Source organism: Agrobacterium radiobacter, from assembly GCF_040801995.1.
Lineage (GTDB): Bacteria > Pseudomonadota > Alphaproteobacteria > Rhizobiales > Rhizobiaceae > Agrobacterium > Agrobacterium radiobacter.
In genome coordinates this window covers 277,733-294,683 of the sequence record NZ_JBEGHX010000002.1, presented here as the reverse complement: position 1 = coordinate 294,683, position 16,951 = coordinate 277,733, and the positions used below count along the sequence as shown (strand labels likewise).

General features: G+C 60.3%; 10 protein-coding genes. 9 read left to right on the top strand and 1 reads right to left on the bottom strand.

Translation table 11 applies throughout. The features are described 5' to 3' along the window. The first annotated feature begins 16 nt into the window (after positions 1-16). Both MRBLRC7O_RS15345 and MRBLRC7O_RS15340 read left to right on the top strand, forming a co-directional pair. On the top strand, positions 17-2,719 hold the full coding sequence (locus tag MRBLRC7O_RS15345; protein ID WP_060726855.1) for a DNA translocase FtsK: 2,703 nt from the start codon (positions 17-19) through the stop codon (positions 2,717-2,719). Positions 2,720-2,810: 91 nt separating this feature from the next. Further along, positions 2,811-3,887: an Ldh family oxidoreductase gene (locus MRBLRC7O_RS15340; RefSeq protein WP_060726854.1), complete on the top strand. Its 1,077-nt coding sequence runs from the start codon at positions 2,811-2,813 to the stop codon at positions 3,885-3,887. Between the two features lie 33 nt (positions 3,888-3,920). On the opposite strand, the gene MRBLRC7O_RS15335 is transcribed toward MRBLRC7O_RS15340, so the two are convergent. Continuing rightward, positions 3,921-5,915 carry a putative bifunctional diguanylate cyclase/phosphodiesterase gene (locus tag MRBLRC7O_RS15335; RefSeq protein ID WP_060726853.1) on the bottom strand — a complete coding sequence of 665 codons (1,995 nt, stop codon included), beginning with the start codon at positions 5,913-5,915 and terminating at the stop codon, positions 3,921-3,923. A gap of 316 nt (positions 5,916-6,231) precedes the next feature. Between MRBLRC7O_RS15335 and MRBLRC7O_RS15330 the strand changes: the two genes are divergently transcribed. The 7 genes from MRBLRC7O_RS15330 to MRBLRC7O_RS15300 all read left to right on the top strand — a co-directional run bounded on the left by MRBLRC7O_RS15330 (position 6,232) and on the right by MRBLRC7O_RS15300 (position 16,945). Beyond that, complete coding sequence (locus MRBLRC7O_RS15330) at positions 6,232-7,278, top strand: class I SAM-dependent methyltransferase (protein ID WP_020811345.1); 1,047 nt, start codon at positions 6,232-6,234, stop codon at positions 7,276-7,278. 91 nt (positions 7,279-7,369) lie between these two features. After that, entirely contained in the window at positions 7,370-8,194 is an 825-nt protein-coding gene (locus MRBLRC7O_RS15325) for a bifunctional allantoicase/(S)-ureidoglycine aminohydrolase (protein ID WP_020811346.1), read from the top strand. A 168-nt stretch (positions 8,195-8,362) separates the two neighbouring features. Then, positions 8,363-9,865, top strand: a complete 1,503-nt coding sequence (locus tag MRBLRC7O_RS15320) for a sensor domain-containing diguanylate cyclase (RefSeq protein WP_031234091.1) — start codon at positions 8,363-8,365, stop codon at positions 9,863-9,865. A 276-nt stretch (positions 9,866-10,141) separates the two neighbouring features. Next, a complete protein-coding gene (locus MRBLRC7O_RS15315) occupies positions 10,142-11,332 on the top strand; it encodes an efflux RND transporter periplasmic adaptor subunit (RefSeq protein WP_003506580.1) in 1,191 nt (396 codons plus the stop codon). Positions 11,333-11,343: 11 nt separating this feature from the next. Further along, the gene (locus tag MRBLRC7O_RS15310; protein WP_060726852.1) at positions 11,344-14,478 is read left to right on the top strand and encodes a multidrug efflux RND transporter permease subunit; all 3,135 of its coding nucleotides are present in this window, start codon (positions 11,344-11,346) and stop codon (positions 14,476-14,478) included. A gap of 118 nt (positions 14,479-14,596) precedes the next feature. Beyond that, a complete protein-coding gene (locus tag MRBLRC7O_RS15305) occupies positions 14,597-15,220 on the top strand; it encodes a TetR family transcriptional regulator (RefSeq protein WP_031234023.1) in 624 nt (207 codons plus the stop codon). A 201-nt stretch (positions 15,221-15,421) separates the two neighbouring features. Further along, complete coding sequence (locus tag MRBLRC7O_RS15300; RefSeq protein ID WP_020810940.1) at positions 15,422-16,945, top strand: sugar ABC transporter ATP-binding protein; 1,524 nt, start codon at positions 15,422-15,424, stop codon at positions 16,943-16,945. The last annotated feature ends 6 nt before the right edge of the window (positions 16,946-16,951 follow it).

The window sequence follows — 16,951 nt, the reverse complement described above, 5'->3', positions numbered from 1 at the left end:
CGAAATATGTACGTTTATGATGAGTGTGCACGCTGCCATGAGCTTCTCCCGATCCAGATTCCAGAATTCGTCCAATAGCGTAGGGGAGGGGAGCGAGAAGGCTCGTCATGCCGGCGGCCAGTCGGTTGCCGGTCAGCAGACGGCGGCGATGAAGGGGGCGACACCCCGGCCGAATGCCGATGTCAGCGCAGCCGACGCCATAGAAGGCCGTGCCGAAATGCCGGGCTGGCAGAATGCTTTCGTGCTTGGCCCGAATGTGCGTTTCACCCGCACGCCGGAGAGCGCCTTTAACCGGCGTATGCCGGTCGAGACACCCAATATTCCGGAAGAGGAAGTCCCGGTTGTGGCTCCGCCTGAAGTAGTGGAGCCGGAAGCGGTGGAGCAGCAACAGGTTGTGCAGCAGGAGGTTGCTCCTGTCTCCCAACCGGACGTAAAGCCGGCGGAGCAGCGCATACCGCCGCCGCGCATGCCATTTCTGCCGCAGCCGCCGGATGCCCGGGGTGCCAGGGCGCTGACCTATAAATTGCGGCTGGAGCTTGCCCGCAAGCAGGCGGAAGAGGCGGCTGCCGCTGCCCGGATGCCGGTTCAGACGGAGATCTCCGTAGCCGCAGAAGCGCCTGCGCAGCAGATATTCTCGCCGGTTCAGCCGCAATCCGTCGAGCCCGCTGTCGGTGCAGTTCAGGCCACCGCGCCGCAGGCCGTCATTCCGGCTTTCGCCGCCCATCTGCCGGATGAGCTGTTCTGGGAAGTGATGACGCTTGATCTGCCGGGCAGTGTCGGCGAGGGCGTCTCTGCGTCCGCGCGTGCCGTTCTTGCAAATTCGGTCACGGCATCTGCTGTCGTCGCGCCGGTCGCCTTTGCATCGCCCGCCGCCGCTGCGATCGTACTTTCGTCCGAGCCTCCTGTTGTCACCGTGCCCGGCGGTTCCGCGATCAGGCTTTACCGCGAAATCGGTGTGCATCATTCCGCCATCCCGGCCCCCATTCAGGTCGTTGAACCGGAAATCGCGCCGCCGCCGGTGGCGGAGGCGCCGATGGTTGTCGAGACACAGAGACCTGTGGAGCAGGTTCAGCCGGTGGAGAAAATTGCGGCCGAGCCGCGCTTCACGCCGCGCGCGCCCATCCAGGCCTCGCAGCCGATGTTCCGCGAAGCGCCGGTCTTTGCCGAAGGCGAATATGAATACCCCTCCATCGATCTTCTGCAGGAAGCCCGCGTCCAGCAGACCACGACCATGACGCCGGAAGCGCTGGAGCAGAGCGCCGGGCTTCTCGAAAGCGTGCTGGAGGATTTCGGCATCAAGGGCGAGATCATCGATGTCCGCCCCGGCCCGGTCGTCACGCTGTATGAGTTCGAACCCGCCCCTGGCGTCAAGTCCTCGCGCGTCATCGGCCTGTCGGATGATATCGCCCGCTCCATGTCGGCGCTTTCGGCGCGTGTCGCCGTCGTGCCCGGCCGCAATGTCATCGGCATCGAACTGCCGAACCCCGTGCGTGAGACGGTTTATCTGCGCGAACTGATCGAAGCGACGGATTACGCCGAGACCCGCCAGAAGCTCGCGCTTTGCCTCGGCAAGACCATCGGCGGCGAACCTGTCATCGCCGAGCTGGCGAAGATGCCGCACCTTCTGGTCGCTGGCACCACCGGCTCGGGCAAGTCGGTTGCCATCAACACCATGATCCTGTCGCTGCTCTATCGTCTGAAGCCGGAAGAGTGCCGACTGATCATGGTCGATCCCAAGATGCTCGAGCTTTCGGTCTATGACGGCATCCCGCATCTTCTGACCCCTGTCGTCACCGATCCGAAAAAAGCAGTCATGGCACTGAAATGGGCCGTGCGCGAAATGGAAGATCGCTATCGCAAGATGTCGCGTCTCGGCGTGCGCAATATCGACGGCTATAATGCAAGGGCCGCTGCCGCCCGCGCCAAGGGCGAGACCGTGTTCTGCAACGTGCAGACCGGCTTTGACCGCGCCACCGGCGAGGCGGTCTACGAGCAGGAGGAAATGGACCTCACGGCCATGCCTTATATTGTCGTCATCGTCGACGAGATGGCCGACCTGATGATGGTCGCGGGCAAGGAAATCGAAGGTGCGATCCAGCGCCTGGCGCAGATGGCGCGCGCCGCCGGCATCCATCTCATCATGGCCACACAGCGTCCGTCGGTTGATGTCATCACCGGCACGATCAAGGCGAACTTCCCGACCCGCATCTCTTTCCAGGTGACGTCGAAGATCGACAGCCGCACCATCCTTGGCGAACAGGGCGCGGAGCATCTGCTCGGCCAGGGCGATATGCTGCACATGATGGGCGGCGGCCGCATCGCGCGTGTCCACGGCCCCTTCGTTTCGGACGAGGAAGTGGAAAAGGTGGTCGCGCATCTGAAGACGCAGGGACGTCCGGAATATCTCGGCACCGTTACCGAAGACGCCGACGAGACCGACGAAGAGGTGGAAGAGGAAACCGCTGTTTTCGACAAGTCCGCCATGGGTGAGGACGACAGCGATGATCTCTATGAAAAGGCCGTCAAGGTGGTGATGCGCGACAAGAAGTGCTCCACATCCTATATCCAGCGCCGCCTGTCCGTGGGCTATAACCGCGCCGCTTCGCTCGTCGAGCGCATGGAGCAGGAAGGCATTGTAGGGCCTGCCAACCATGTCGGCAAACGCGCGATCATCGCCGGCGAACGCTCTTCCTATGATGCCATGGGGGCGGAGGACTGATTGAGCCTTCGGGCGTGCGATATTCGATTGCAAAAACGCGCCCCGTGAATAGCTTGTGCGGCATGGATTCTGGAATTGGGAGGATTCCCTCATGGCGCACAGCAATGAAAAAGCCACCGTCCTGGCGAGGCTGGATGAGCTGGAGCGGTTTTGCCGCGCCGTTTTCCTTGCCGCTGGCACCGACGACGAAACGGCCGATGCGGCGACGCGCGCCATGATGCATGGCACGAGGCTCGGTGTGGACAGCCATGGTGTTCGCCTGCTTGCCCATTATATCACCGCGCTTGAAGGCGGGCGTCTCAATCGGCGGCCGCAGATCGCCCGTGTTTCCGGCTTCGGCGCAGTGGAAACGATCGACGCCGACCACGCCCATGGCGCCCGCGCCACCTATGCGGCCATGGACAGCGCCATGGCGCTTGCGGAAAAATTCGGCATCGGCGCGGTGGCGATCAGGAATTCCTCACATTTCGGTCCGGCCGGTGCTTATGCGCTGGAAGCGGCGCGGCGGGGTTATATCGGCCTCGCCTTCTGCAATTCGGACAGTTTCGTGCGCCTGCATGATGGCGCCATGCGCTTCCACGGCACCAACCCTATCGCCGTAGGCGTGCCGGCAGCCGATGACATGCCCTGGCTGCTGGACATGGCCACCAGCGCGGTGCCCTATAATCGCGTTCTGCTTTACCGGAGCCTCGGCCAGCAGCTGCCGCAAGGCGTTGCCTCTGATGGAGACGGCGTCGATACGCGCGATCCGCATGCCGTTGAAATGCTTGCCCCGGTCGGCGGCGAGTTCGGGTTCAAGGGTGCGGCACTTGCGGGAATGGTGGAGATTTTCAGCGCTGTGCTGACAGGCATGAAACTCAGCTTTGATATCGCTCCCATGGGCGGGCCGGATTTTGCCACGCCGCGCGGGCTTGGGGCCTTCGTTCTGGCGCTGAAGCCGGAAGCCTTCCTGGAGCGGGAAGTCTTCGATGAGGGCATGAAACGTTATCTCGAGGTCCTGCGGGAATCACCGGCGCGGGAAGACTGCAAGGTCATGGCGCCGGGTGACCGGGAGTGGGCGGTGGCCGCAAAACGGGAGAGGGAAGGGGCTCCTGTCGATCCCGTCACGCGGGAGGCGTTCTCGGAGCTCGCGGCAAGATTCTCGGTTAGCCCGCTCGCCTATCATTAAATCTGCCTGCGGCTTTCCGCCTTCAGCCCAGAGTCAGGCGGGGCGCAGCAGCATGTTCGGGTGCGGATAGGCGGTGGCGGCCGGGCCCAGCCTTTCGGCGACGACGGGGCGACCGATATAGTAACCCTGCGCGTAATCGATCTCCATCTGCCGCACCAGCCTTAGCTGTTCCTCGGTCTCCACGCCTTCGATCAGGATTCTGTGGCCGCGGTTGCGGATGAGGCGGATCATGTCCTGCAGCATTGCCCGGCCACGCGGGGTCTTGCTGTCATGCAGGAAGGAGCGGTCGATCTTGACGGTATCGAAATCCGTCATGCGCAGCCACGAAAGGCCGGCAAAACCCGTTCCGAAATCATCCAGCCAGATATTGATGCCGAGCGTCTTCAGGTCGTTCAGACACCGCAGCACATCCGAATGCATTTCCATGTCGACGCCTTCGGTGATTTCGAAGGCGAGCCTGTTGCCGGCAATGCCTGCCTCCACGAGAATGGCCGCGACCGAGGTGGCAAAACCCGGATTTTTCAATTGCATCGGCGAGACGTTGACGCTGACGACAGCCACCTTGTCATCGGCCAGTATCTGTTTGCAGACGGTCTTGATGGTCCACAGGCCCAGTTCCATGATCGTGCCGGTGCGCTCGGCAATCGGAATGAAAATACCGGGTGCAACAGGGTTCCCGTCCAGCAGGCGAAGCCGCATCAGCGCTTCGACCCCCGCGGTCTCGTTGGTCGAGATGTTGAGAATCGGCTGGTAGACGAGGGAAACGAGATTTTCCGCGATGGCGATTTTCAGCAGGGCGGCAATGTTTTCCGTCTCGTCGCTGGTCTGCGGATCATCGGGATCGAACAGCTTCATGCAGTTGCGACCGTTGCCCTTGGCAATATAGAGCGCGCGGTCGGCTTCATTGATGATCTTTTCCAGCTTGCCGTCCGGATTGGGGCGGGTGAAGGACGCACCGATGCTGACAGTGACGATGAAGGTACCGTCCCGGCGCTGGTCATGGGCGAGCGACAGGTTTTCAACGGTGTGGCGGATCGTCTCGGCAAGTTCGCCAACCTGCTGCTTGGACTTGAACGGCGCCAGCACGATGAATTCCTCACCGCCATAGCGGCCGATTGAGGCGCCGTGTTCGGTGATGGCATCCTGCAGGGCGGTGCCAACAGTCATCAGGCATTTGTCGCCTTCCTGATGGCCGTAACGGTCGTTGTATTTCTTGAAGAAGTCGACGTCGATCAGAAAAACGGCAAAGCCCTCTTCCTTCCTGATCCAATTGTCCCACAGAAGGCGCAGATGATGATCAATGGCGCGGCGGTTCTGCAGGCCGGTCAGTGAGTCGGTATTGGAAAGGCGCAGCAGCGCCTGGCCACGTTCGTCCGCGGCCTTCTGTTGGGCTTTTGCCTCCAGCCCGTTCACAAAGACGTGGTAGCGTTCCCGGTTCAGGTTCCAGTTCACGTAAGAGGTGAAGACGAAGCAGGATATGTAGAAGGTGCCGAAGGCGAACTTGTAGAAGCTATCTTCGGGAAACTGCGTCGCCGCCAGAAAATAGGTAACGAGAATAATGCCTGAAGACACCAGCGACAGGTGGAAGCGGAAGGTGAAAAACAGATTGGCGCCCATCATGAAGATCGCCCCGAAAACCATGTAGTAGGACATGTTTTCGGTATTGTCGGTCAGTAGCGAAGGCAGCAGCCAGCCGATATAGCCCATGACGAGAGCGGTAGCGCAGGTAAGATCAAGCGCCGCAGTGCTGGCGCCATTGCGCAGCTGAATTTCCAGCGTCAGCAGCGATGAGATGACGACGGCAAAGCGTGCGAGAATGGTGTAAGATGCGACATCGGGTATCAGAATGATGTCGGTTGCGGCAAACAGCAGATAGATGAAAACAGCGGTCCACAGGCCCCGTCGGATTGAACCACGGCGGCTGCGCTCACCTTCCTGCTGGTAAAGGGCAAGAAGTTCATCAGAAAACCGGGAGTCCGGCCGCCGATAGTCTTGCTGTCCACTCACCTCTCCCAATGTGTGCTTCATGCACTTTCCCATAGTGTTGCGTATACTTTATTAAGTAACTGCTTATTCCACTTTTCCGTGTGCTGTCGCACCCAGTGCGGGTTCCCGTCGATCTCCGCCGATGTGGGCCGAGAACATGGAAAGGAAGAACGCATCATACGTTCGCAACATTAAGTTTCACTAAATCGCGTATCTGCTTTCTCCCGTACTCACGAGTGTGACCAAAAAAATACGCTAATCTACTAATGTATCCCTACACCGCACAAAAATCGAAAGCGAGTGGCCTTCCGTCTCCCAGAAACGTATAGTTAACAATGTGTTAATACTGGAGGCTGAAGTGGTGCGGGTAAAGAAGAAAAATCGTGACGGGGCAAGTCTGATTACCCCGGATACTGTCGCAAAAGAGATTTTTGCACGCAGGACGGAAACATTCGATGAGCAGTTCGCAGTTGCGAAAGCAGAGGTGGCGCTCATTCTCGAATTGGCACAACAGCAATTCGACAATCGTGTTTCGGCACGTGAGATAATACATAGAACGGCGGGCGCACTTCATGGCCTGCGGGAAAATCTCCACTCCAGCGTGTGGGCTGAACTGATTCCGCTGGTACAGAATCACCCCGTTTCGAGCCATTTTCTGGAGGACCCGTTCACGCGGTGGTCTTTCGAAAAGCCGCGGGGTTATTCGGGCGATGCGCAGCTGCTCGATTTCATTTATGGTCACGACAGTGTTGCCGAACTGGTGAAGAAGGCTACGCCGCTAGGTGCCGCCCTTTACGATTATACGAAGGATGCCAGTTCCTCGGTCGCCGTGCGCGAGCGGCGCGATTTGCTGACACGCTTCGTTGACGAGGCCGCAGCCCGGCACGGCAATGAGACGGAAATCCTCACCATCGCGTCCGGCCATCTGCGCGAGGCGGATGCGTCCATGGCGTTGAAAGAGGGCGGGATCAAGCGCTGGGTGGCGCTCGATCAGGATCCCTTGAGCGTCGGTTCCGTCGCCCGGGATTTTAACGGCAGCTGCATCGAGGCGATCGACGGTTCCGTGCGCGATATCGTGCTGCGCACGCAGGAACTCGGCACCTTCGATCTGATCTATGCGGCCGGTCTTTACGATTATCTGAACGACCGTGTGGCGATCAAGCTCACGCGGCGCTGCATGGAGATGCTGAAACCCGGCGGCATGTTCCTCTTCGCCAATTTCTCGGAAGACATTGTCGTCGACGGTTACATGGAGACCTTCATGAACTGGGCGCTGCTGTTGCGCTCCAAGGCGGATATGTGGCGGATCGTCAATGCCAGCGCTGATCCTTCCAGCATCGAGGCGGAGGTGTTCTTCGGGGAGAACCACAATATCGTTTACGCAACGATGCGTAAGAAGGCGTGACATCCTTCGGCCAGTCTCTGCTTGCCAATAACTATTTGCTTAAACCTCGTCGCGGGCCTAAGAATCCGCGCCGAATGCGTTGCTGGATGGAATGGCTGAAATGAAGAGATATTATTCGGATATGGGCGGTCTGCCGGGACAGACGGAACTTCTGTCGAGCAAGGCGGTGTTCAAGACCGCTTATGCGGTCATCCCCAAAACCGTCATGTCCGATATCGTGACAAGTGTGCTGCCGCACTGGACCGGCACCCGGGCCTGGATCATCGCCCGGCCGATGACGGGTTTTTCCGAAACTTTTGCGCAATATATCGTTGAGGTGCAGCCCGGCGGCGGCAGCGACCGGCCGGAACCGGACGCACGGGCCGAGGCGGCGATCTTCGTCGTTGACGGCGAAATGACCGTGGAGTTCGAAGGTGTGCAGCATGGCCTGCGAGAGGGTTCCTTTGCCTTCCTGCCTGCCGGCTCCCGCTGGCAGCTTCGCAATTCGGGCAAGGTGCCCGTCAAGTTCCACTGGGTCCGCAAGGCGTTTCAGGCGGTTGACGGGCTGGAGCCGCCGCCGGCGATCTTCACTCACGAAGATGAGAACACCCTGTCGCCCATGCCCGACACGGACGGCAAATGGGCAACGACCCGCTTCATCGATCCGGAGGATGTGCGTTACGACATGCACCTCAACATCGTCACCTTCGAGCCGGGCGCGACCATTCCCTTCATGGAAACCCATGTGATGGAACATGGCCTTTATGTGCTGGAAGGCAAGGCCGTCTACCGGCTGAACGAGGATTGGGTGGAAGTGCAGGCGGGTGACTTCATGTGGCTGCGCGCCTATTGCCCGCAGGCCTGTTATGCGGGTGGACCGGGCCGCTTTCGTTACCTGCTCTACAAGGATGTGAACCGGCACGTGAAGCTCTGGTAAGGGGCATCATAGTCACAGAACCCGGGAATTATCGCGCAATCCGAAGGTTTGCGCGATAAATGCTTGCGTTAAATCGAATATCTCTAATAAATCCGGTGATGCGGGCGGCCATTGCCGCCCCGCACCCTTTCGGCCTTCATCCGCATTTACCTCAAGAAGAATGCCCGCATGAGTGAGACGATCGATACCAACATCTTCAACCTCGCGCCCGTGGCGATGTGGATAGAAGATTTCAGCGACGTGAAAAGCCAGTTCGATATCTGGCGGTCGCAGGGCGTCGAGGATATCAGGACGTTTCTTCTCGAAGATTTATCAAGGGTTGCGGCCTGCTCCCAGAAAATCCGTGTGATCAAGGTCAACGTTAGGACGCTGGAGCTGTTCGAGGCGCGTGATCAGGCGCATCTGGTTGACAATCTGCACCGGATTTTTCGTGACGACATGCTGGAAAGCCATGTGAACGAGCTTTCCGAACTCTGGGCGGGCAAGACGGAATTCACCAGCAACGCGGTCAATTATTCAATCGGCGGCAAGCGGCTGGATATTCAGTTGCGCGGTGCGGTCATCCCCGGCCACGAAGAAACACTCGGGCGGCTGCTTTTGACCACCGAGGATGTGACGGAGCGGGAGGAGGCCCGCCGCAAGGAGCGTCTCAACCGCCGTTACGCCGAAGGCATGTTCAAACATTCGCCCGTTTCCCTGTGGGTGGAAGATTTCAGCCGGGTGCGGCGATTGATCGAGGAGGTCAGGGAGCGCGGCATCATCGATTTCCGCGTGTTCATGGATGTTCATCCCGAATTCGTGCGGCAATGCATGAGCGAAATTCGCGTCATCGACGTCAACCGCGCGACGCTCGACCTGTTCTGCGCGCCGGACCGGCAGGTTCTGTTGCAGCGGCTTGGCGATATTTTCCGCGGCGAGATGGAAAAGCCGTTCCGCGAACAGCTGATGGAGCTTTGGAACGGCAATCTCAACCACCATCGCGAGGTGGTGAATTATGCGCTTGACGGTTCGGAGCGGCACGTTCTCCTGCATTTTTCCGTTTTCCCGGGCCATGAGCACGACTGGTCGCTGGTGCAGGTGGCGCTGACGGACATTACCGCGCGCAAGAAGGCTGAAGCCTATCTCGAATATCTCGGCAAGCACGATGTGCTGACCAAGCTGCACAACCGCGCCTTCTATTCGGATGAGTTGAACAGGCTGGAGCGCAGCGCGCTCAGGCCGGTTTCTGCGATCGTTATCGATCTCAATGGCCTGAAGGACGCCAATGACAAGCTGGGGCACGATGCCGGTGACGCTTTGTTGCGGCGCATGGGAGAGGTGCTGAACGGCGTCGTGACCGCGCCGAACCATGCCGCGCGCATCGGCGGTGACGAATTCGCCATCCTTCTTCCCGGCGCCGACAAGCAGGTTGCCGCCGCCATGGTCGAAACCGTTTATGAGTTGCTGAAGATCAACAACCAGTTCTATTCCAGCGCGCCGCTCAGCCTGTCGCTGGGTGTGGCGACCAGCGAGGCCGGCGAGACGATGGAATCGCTGGTGCGCCGCGCCGATATGAATATGTACGAGCAGAAGAACGCCTATTATGCGGCCCTGCGCAACAGATCCGCCGATAATAGCGACACGACGAAGGACGGTCCGCCGGAAGCCACCTCGCTGAAGCGTCTGTTCTAAGCGGGCGGGAAACGGCACATTGCCGTCCCGTTTGCGCCATTTCCGTTTGATGCTCTGGCGATATGGCCACGCGCAGGTTCACTGCCGCCACAGGCGCTTCCCGCAAGGGCGGTCCTCCTTCCCCATTTCTGCAATAGCCATTCCCGTTTCCAAGCCGTCTCACGCCTTCACAAGCGCGTGAGACGGCTTTTGCACTGCAACAATTTCATTGCCAAATTTTACATACGTCTTAGTATGTATGTAAATGTGACCTTTTTTATGGATTCGGAGCGCAGTATGGCGAAGAGATTGAGGCAGATCGCGGCGGTGTTGTTGACGGGCATCGTTTTGGTCGGATGTAGCGATGAGCAGGCCTCAGCGCCCGGCGCGCCGCCGCCCGGTGCCGTGAAGATCGTGACGGTGAAGCAGGAAGAGCTTCCCATTACCAACGAATTGCCCGGACGCATTGCGCCGACGCGGCTTGCCGAAGTGCGTCCGCGTGTCTCCGGCATCATCGTGGAGCGGGTGTTCGAACAGGGCTCGCTGGTGCAGGAAGGCGATGTTCTCTATCGGATCGATCCCGCGCCGTTTCAGGTGCGTGTCGACAGCGCCGAAGGCACGTTGCGCCGGGCGCAGGCCGCGCAGCTTCAGGCGCGGCAGACCGCCGACAGGCAGCAGCAGCTGCGCCGGTCCAATGTTGGTTCCCAGCAGGAATTCGACAATGCCATCGCCCAGCTGGCGCAGGCCGATGCCGAGGTAGCCGTGGCCGAAGCCGGCGTCGCGGAAGCGAAGCTCAATCTGCAATATGCCGATGTCAAAGCCCCGATCGGCGGCCGGATTGGTCGCGCACGTATTACCGAAGGCGCACTCGTCAGCGCCACCGGCTCGGAAAATCTGGCGACGATCCAGCAGCTTGATCCGATCTATGCCGACTTCACCCAGCCGGCCGCCGATCTCATCCGGCTGCGCAAGGCCCTGCAGGATGGCAAGCTGATGACCGGCCCGAACGAAGCCGAAGTCAACCTGCTGTTCGATGACGGCAGCCGCTACCCCGTTCCGGGCCGCCTGCTGTTTTCTGAAGCCGCGGTGGATGAAACAACTGGTCAGGTGACGCTGCGCGGTGAATTCCCGAACCCGAACGGCGATCTGCTGCCGGGCATGTATGTCCGCGTGCAGATTCAGCAGGGTATCCAGAAAGCGGCCTTCGCCGTGCCGCAGCAGGCGGTTCAGCGCGATGCCGGCGGTCAGGCCAGCGTGCTTGTCGTTAACGCCGAAGACACGGTCGAGCAGCGTCGCGTCAGCGTCGGCCGCTCCGTCGGCGATCGCTGGGTGATTTCCGAGGGCCTGAAGGATGGCGACCGCGTCGTGGCCGAAGGTTTCCAGAAGACCGCTCCGGGCGCGAAGGTGAAGCCGGAACCGTGGTCTGATGAGGCCGATGTCGCCACTGCCGCCGGCAGTGAGAGCGCGGCTCCCGCTGCGAAGCAATAAGGACCGATTTCATGGCACGTTTTTTCATCGATCGGCCCATTTTTGCCTGGGTCGTCGCCATCTTCATCATGCTCGCGGGCCTGCTTGCCATTCCCATGCTGCCGATTGCGCAATATCCGAATGTCGCCCCGCCGCAGATCTCCGTCTCGACCACCTATCCTGGCGCGTCGCCGGAGGATATTTACCAGAGCGTCACGCGTCCCATCGAAGAAGAGCTGAACGGTGTTCCCGGGCTGATCTACTTCGAATCGACGTCGGAATCCTCAGGTCGCATTTCCATCAACGTCACCTTTGCGCCGGGCTCCAACATCGGTGAAGCCCAGGTGGAGGTTCAAAACCGCATTGCGCGCGTTGAACCCCGCCTTCCGCAGGCAGTCACGCAGCAGGGCCTGCGTGTCGAGCAGGCGGGCACGTCGTTCCTGATGATGGTGGCGCTCACCTCCGTCGACGGCAACACGGATGCCATCGGTCTAGGTGATTATCTCAGCCGCAACGTTCTGGGGGAGTTGCGCCGCGTTCCCGGCGTCGGCAGCGCGCAATTGTTCGCTACCCAGCGCTCCATGCGCATCTGGATGGACCCGGACAAGATGCTGGGCCTCAGCCTGACATCGAACGACGTCATCAGCGCCATCCAGGCACAGAACTCGCAGGTTGCCGCCGGCCGCATCGGTGCATCGCCAAATCCCATCGGCCAGCAGATTTCCGCAACCGTCAACGTGCAGGGTCAGCTCACCTCGCCGGAAGAATTCGGTTCCATCGTGCTGCGCGCTAATCCGGACGGCTCATCCGTCCGGCTGCGCGACGTCGCGCGCGTGGAAGTGGGCGGCGAAAGCTATAACTTCTCGAGCCGCCTGAACGGCAAGCCGAGCGCTGCTATCGGCGTACAGCTTTCGCCCACCGGCAATGCGCTGCAGACCTCCGAGGGCGTTCGCGCCACGATGGAGGAGCTGTCGCGGTATTTCCCGCCGGGTCTGGAATACGAAATTCCCTATGACACCAGCCCCTTCGTCAAGATTTCGATCGAGAAGGTCATTCACACGCTGCTCGAGGCCATCATCCTCGTCTTCGTGGTGATGTTCGTTTTCCTGCAGAATATCCGCTACACGATCATTCCGACACTGGTGGTGCCCGTGGCGCTGCTCGGCACCTGCGCCATCATGTATGTCTCGGGTTTCTCTATCAACGTTCTGACCATGTTCGCCATGGTTCTCGCCATCGGCATTCTGGTGGATGACGCGATTGTCGTCGTTGAGAATGTCGAGCGCATCATGGCGGAAGAGCATCTGTCGCCCAAGGAGGCCACCCGCAAGGCGATGGGCCAGATTTCCGGCGCGATCATCGGCATCACGCTGGTGCTGACAGCCGTGTTCGTGCCCATGGCCTTCTTCCCGGGCGCCGTCGGCATCATCTACCAGCAGTTCAGCCTGACCATGGTGGTGTCGATCCTGTTCTCCGGCTTCCTCGCCCTGTCGCTCACGCCGGCGCTCTGCGCGTCGTTCCTGAAGCCCATCAAGGCCGGGCACCATGAGAAGAAAGGCTTCTTCGGCTGGTTCAACCGCGGCTTCGACAAGGCCTCGCACAAATATTCCTCGTCCGTCGGCAGCATCATCAAGCGTTCCGGACGCTTCATGGTCATCTATGCGGCGTTGCTGGTCGGCCTCGGCTGGGCGTATATGCAACTGCCGAGCTCGTTCCTTCCGAACGAAGATCAGGGCTACCTGATTGTTGACATTCAGGCACCGGCGGAAGCCAGCAGTGATCGTACGCTGCAATCCATCCAGCAGATCGAAAAGATCTTCATGGAAGAGCCGGCGGTGGATCGTGTGATTGCGGTTTCGGGTTTCTCCTTCTCCGGCTCCGGCCAGAATGCCGGTCTGGCCTTCGCCACCTTGAAGGACTGGAGCGAACGCGGACCGAGTGATTCCGCCGCCGCCATATCGGCGCGCGTCAATGCCAAGCTGTGGGGTCTTCCGGACGCCATGTCGTTTGCGCTGTCGCCGCCGCCAATCCAGGGCCTCGGCAATTCCAGCGGCTTCACCTTCCGCCTGCAGGATCGCGCGGGCGCGGGACAGCCAGCTCTCAGCGCCGCCGGTGCGCAACTGATGGCCGCTGCCCGTCAGAGCCCCATCCTTGCCGGCCTTCGCATTGAAGGCATGCCGGATGCGGCGCAGGTCAATCTCATTATCGACCGTGAGAAGGCCAATACGTTCGGCGTCACCTTCAGCGATATCAACGCCACCATCTCGGCCAATATGGGCTCGTCCTACGTCAACGACTTCCCCAATGCCGGCCGCATGCAGCGCGTGACGGTGCAGGCGGAGCAGGGCCAGCGCATGAAGACGGAGGATCTCCTGAACCTCAACGTCCGTAATGCCAATGGCGGCATGGTGCCGGTGAGCTCGTTTGCCACGGTGGAATGGGTGCGCGGTCCCTCGCAGGTGGTCGGTTATAACGGCTATCCGGCTGTGCGTATCGGCGGCCAGTCCGCACCGGGCTATTCTTCCGGTGACGCCATTGCCGAAATGGAGCGTCTGGCGAGCGAATTGCCTGCTGGTTTCGGTTTCGAATGGACCGGGCAGTCGCTGCAGGAAATCCAGTCCGGTTCGCAGGCGCCGGCGTTGATTGGGCTCAGCGTTCTCTTCGTCTTTCTTCTGCTGGCAGCGCTTTACGAAAGCTGGTCCATTCCGCTCTCCGTCATGCTGGTGGTGCCGCTTGGCGTCATCGGCTCGGTGGCGGCTGTCATGCTGCGCGGCATGCCGAACGACGTCTACTTCCTGGTGGGCCTCGTCGCCATCATCGGCCTGTCCGCAAAGAACGCGATCCTGATCATCGAATTCGCGAAGGATTTGCGGGCGGAAGGAAAATCCACCTATGATGCGACGGTGGAGGCGGCGCACTTGCGCTTCCGGCCGATCCTGATGACGTCGCTTGCCTTCTCGCTCGGCGTGCTGCCAATGGCGATCGCCTCCGGTGCGAGTGCGGCGAGCCAGAATGCCATCGGCACCGGCGTTCTGGGTGGCATGATCTCGGCGACGATCCTCGCGATCTTCTTCGTCCCCGTCTTCTTCGTCTTTGTCATGAAGATTTTCGGGGATCGGAAGAAGGAGAAAGAGATTGCTGCTGACGCCGTATCGCCGGCGGAATAAAACGTGTGTGAAGGCCGGGCCAAAAGTCATGTGAATGCGTTCATCTGATTGACAGCCCGGCACTGCAAAGAAGGCACGGTGCGAAAGCGCCGTGCCGCGATTGGAAGGAGACATGAGCATGCGCCGAACCAAGGCCGAGGCAGAAGAGACGCGTCAGGCGATCCTTGCCGCTGCCGAGCGGGTGTTCTTCAAAAAGGGTGTTGCCAACAGCTCTCTCGATGAGGTGGCGGCTGCCGCCGGCGTCACGCGCGGAGCGATCTACTGGCATTTTTCCAGCAAGAGCGATCTCTTTATCGGCCTCTATCAATCGGTGTCCCTGCCGGAATCGGATCTGCTCGATTTCGGCGACCCCGACCTCAAGGGGCTGGCTCTGCTGGCCAAGATCGAGGAAGCGGCCTGCAAGTGGCTGACGCTTCTTTCAAAAGATGAGCAACGCCAGCGCATCATGACCATCAGCCTGCGCACCAATTACTCGGATGAGTTCGCCCCGGTGCTGCACGCGCAGGAGGAACTAGACCGGTATCACAAGGATCGGCTCGAGGGCGCTTTCGCGCGGGCGCAGGCGGAAGGTGCATTCAACGACAACTGGACGGCGGACTCTGCGCTCGACGCGCTCTACTGGCTGCTGAAAGGCATGTGCTCCGACTGGCTGCTGTTCGGCAAGCGTTTCGATCTGGCCAAGGAGGGCGCCGAAGCCGTGCACCGTCTGATGAAGGGTTTCCAGCGCTCCTCCGCATCCTGACAGGACTTTCACGACCTTCTGGCTTGCGGTTCATACGGTCAAATTTGAGTGTATTCTAAAACACCAGCGAAAATTGCTTTACGTACCTCAAAACGGACGCTAGCTTCTTCTTCGAGCTTTGGGAGGAGTTCGTAGATGGTCATTTCAAAGAAAATTAAGGGGCAAGCGCCGTCCGTTCCTGCGGGACACCGGTGACGGCACATGGCTTTTGCTGACGAATCTCCAGACCATGCCCTTATCCGGACGGTTGGGCTGTCGAAGTCTTTCGGGCCGGTACAGGTTCTGAAGGATATCGAGATCGCGGTGCGTGCCGGTGAGGTCCACGCGATCATAGGCGAGAACGGTGCCGGCAAGTCGACGCTGATGAAGCTTCTGGCCGGCAATGAAAAGCCGTCGGGCGGGGAAATCCGCATCGATGGCGAAGCCGTGGCGCTGAGCGGCCCCGTGGATGCTGAACATCGCGGCATTGTTCTCGTGCATCAGGAAATATTGCTGGCGCCCGATTTGACGGTGGCGCAGAACATTTATCTCGGCCGCGAAGTACGCAGGGGCGCCATGGTGGACGACCGCGCCATGCGCGCCGGCGCCCGCAAGGCGATCGCCGATCTTGGCGGTACGATCGATCCGGACGCCATTGTCGGCAGCCTGTCGATTGCCCAGCGGCAGCTGGTGCAGATCGCCCGCGTTCTGCTCGTGCCGCATCGCGTGGTCATTTTCGATGAGCCGACGGCGAGCCTTACGCCCATCGAAACGGATGCACTGCTGAATGTCATCAGGGACATCCGGGCAAAGGGCGTGGCCGTGCTTTACATTTCGCATCGTCTGCCGGAAGTGAAGGAGATTGCCGACCGGGTGACGGTTCTGCGTGACGGCAAGCTGATCGCCTCCCATCCGGCATCGGCGCTGGAGCCTGCCGATATGGCGCGGCTCATGGTGGGGCGCGACGTAGCCAAGCTTTATCCGGACCGCGCCGCCGGCGGCGAGCACGAGCCGGTTCTGCAGGTGGAGCATTTTACCGTTCCGGGGTATGCTCAGGATGCCGGTTTCAGCCTGCGCAGGGGCGAAATTCTCGGTTTTGCCGGTCTCGTTGGCGCCGGCAGAACGGAACTCATGGAAGGAATACTCGGCCTGCGCGCCGGGCGGGGAACCGTGCGGCATCACGGCAGGCCGGTGCATTTCGCAAAGGCGGAAGACAGCCTGAAGGCCGGCATCGTTTATCTGAGCGAGGACCGCAAGGGCAAGGGGCTGCTGCTTGGCAAGGATCTGCGGATCAACCTGACACTGGCCTCGCTCAAGAAATTCAGCCGGATGTTCCAGATCGACACGCGGCGCGAAACGGCGGCGCTCGATGATGCGGTGCGCGACTTCGATATTCGCACTGGCCGCAAGGATTTGCTTGCGGGCCAGCTCTCCGGCGGCAACCAGCAGAAGCTGCTGCTTGCCAAGATGATGCTCCTCGATCCCTCCATCGTCATCATCGACGAACCGACACGGGGCATCGACATCGGCACCAAGGAGCAAATCTACCGCTTTATCGCCAAGCTCGCGGATGAGGGGCGCTCGATCATCGTCGTTTCCTCGGAAATGCCGGAGCTGATCGGCATCTGCGATCGTATTCTTGTGATGCGTTCGGGCCGGATCGTCGGTGAGGTGACCGGTGAGCGCATGACTGAAAACGACATCGTGGCGCTGGCGACGGGCGTTCATACGCAGGAACCTGCCTGAGCGCCC

Coding starts and splice junctions, on each gene's coding strand:
- MRBLRC7O_RS15345 (WP_060726855.1), top strand. CDS start 17: ATGATGAGTGTGCACGCTGCCATGAGCTTCTCCCGATCCAGATTCCAG.
- MRBLRC7O_RS15340 (WP_060726854.1), top strand. CDS start 2,811: ATGGCGCACAGCAATGAAAAAGCCACCGTCCTGGCGAGGCTGGATGAG.
- MRBLRC7O_RS15335 (WP_060726853.1), bottom strand. CDS start 5,915: ATGAAGCACACATTGGGAGAGGTGAGTGGACAGCAAGACTATCGGCGG.
- MRBLRC7O_RS15325 (WP_020811346.1), top strand. CDS start 7,370: ATGGCTGAAATGAAGAGATATTATTCGGATATGGGCGGTCTGCCGGGA.
- MRBLRC7O_RS15320 (WP_031234091.1), top strand. CDS start 8,363: ATGAGTGAGACGATCGATACCAACATCTTCAACCTCGCGCCCGTGGCG.
- MRBLRC7O_RS15315 (WP_003506580.1), top strand. CDS start 10,142: ATGGCGAAGAGATTGAGGCAGATCGCGGCGGTGTTGTTGACGGGCATC.
- MRBLRC7O_RS15310 (WP_060726852.1), top strand. CDS start 11,344: ATGGCACGTTTTTTCATCGATCGGCCCATTTTTGCCTGGGTCGTCGCC.
- MRBLRC7O_RS15305 (WP_031234023.1), top strand. CDS start 14,597: ATGCGCCGAACCAAGGCCGAGGCAGAAGAGACGCGTCAGGCGATCCTT.
- MRBLRC7O_RS15300 (WP_020810940.1), top strand. CDS start 15,422: ATGGCTTTTGCTGACGAATCTCCAGACCATGCCCTTATCCGGACGGTT.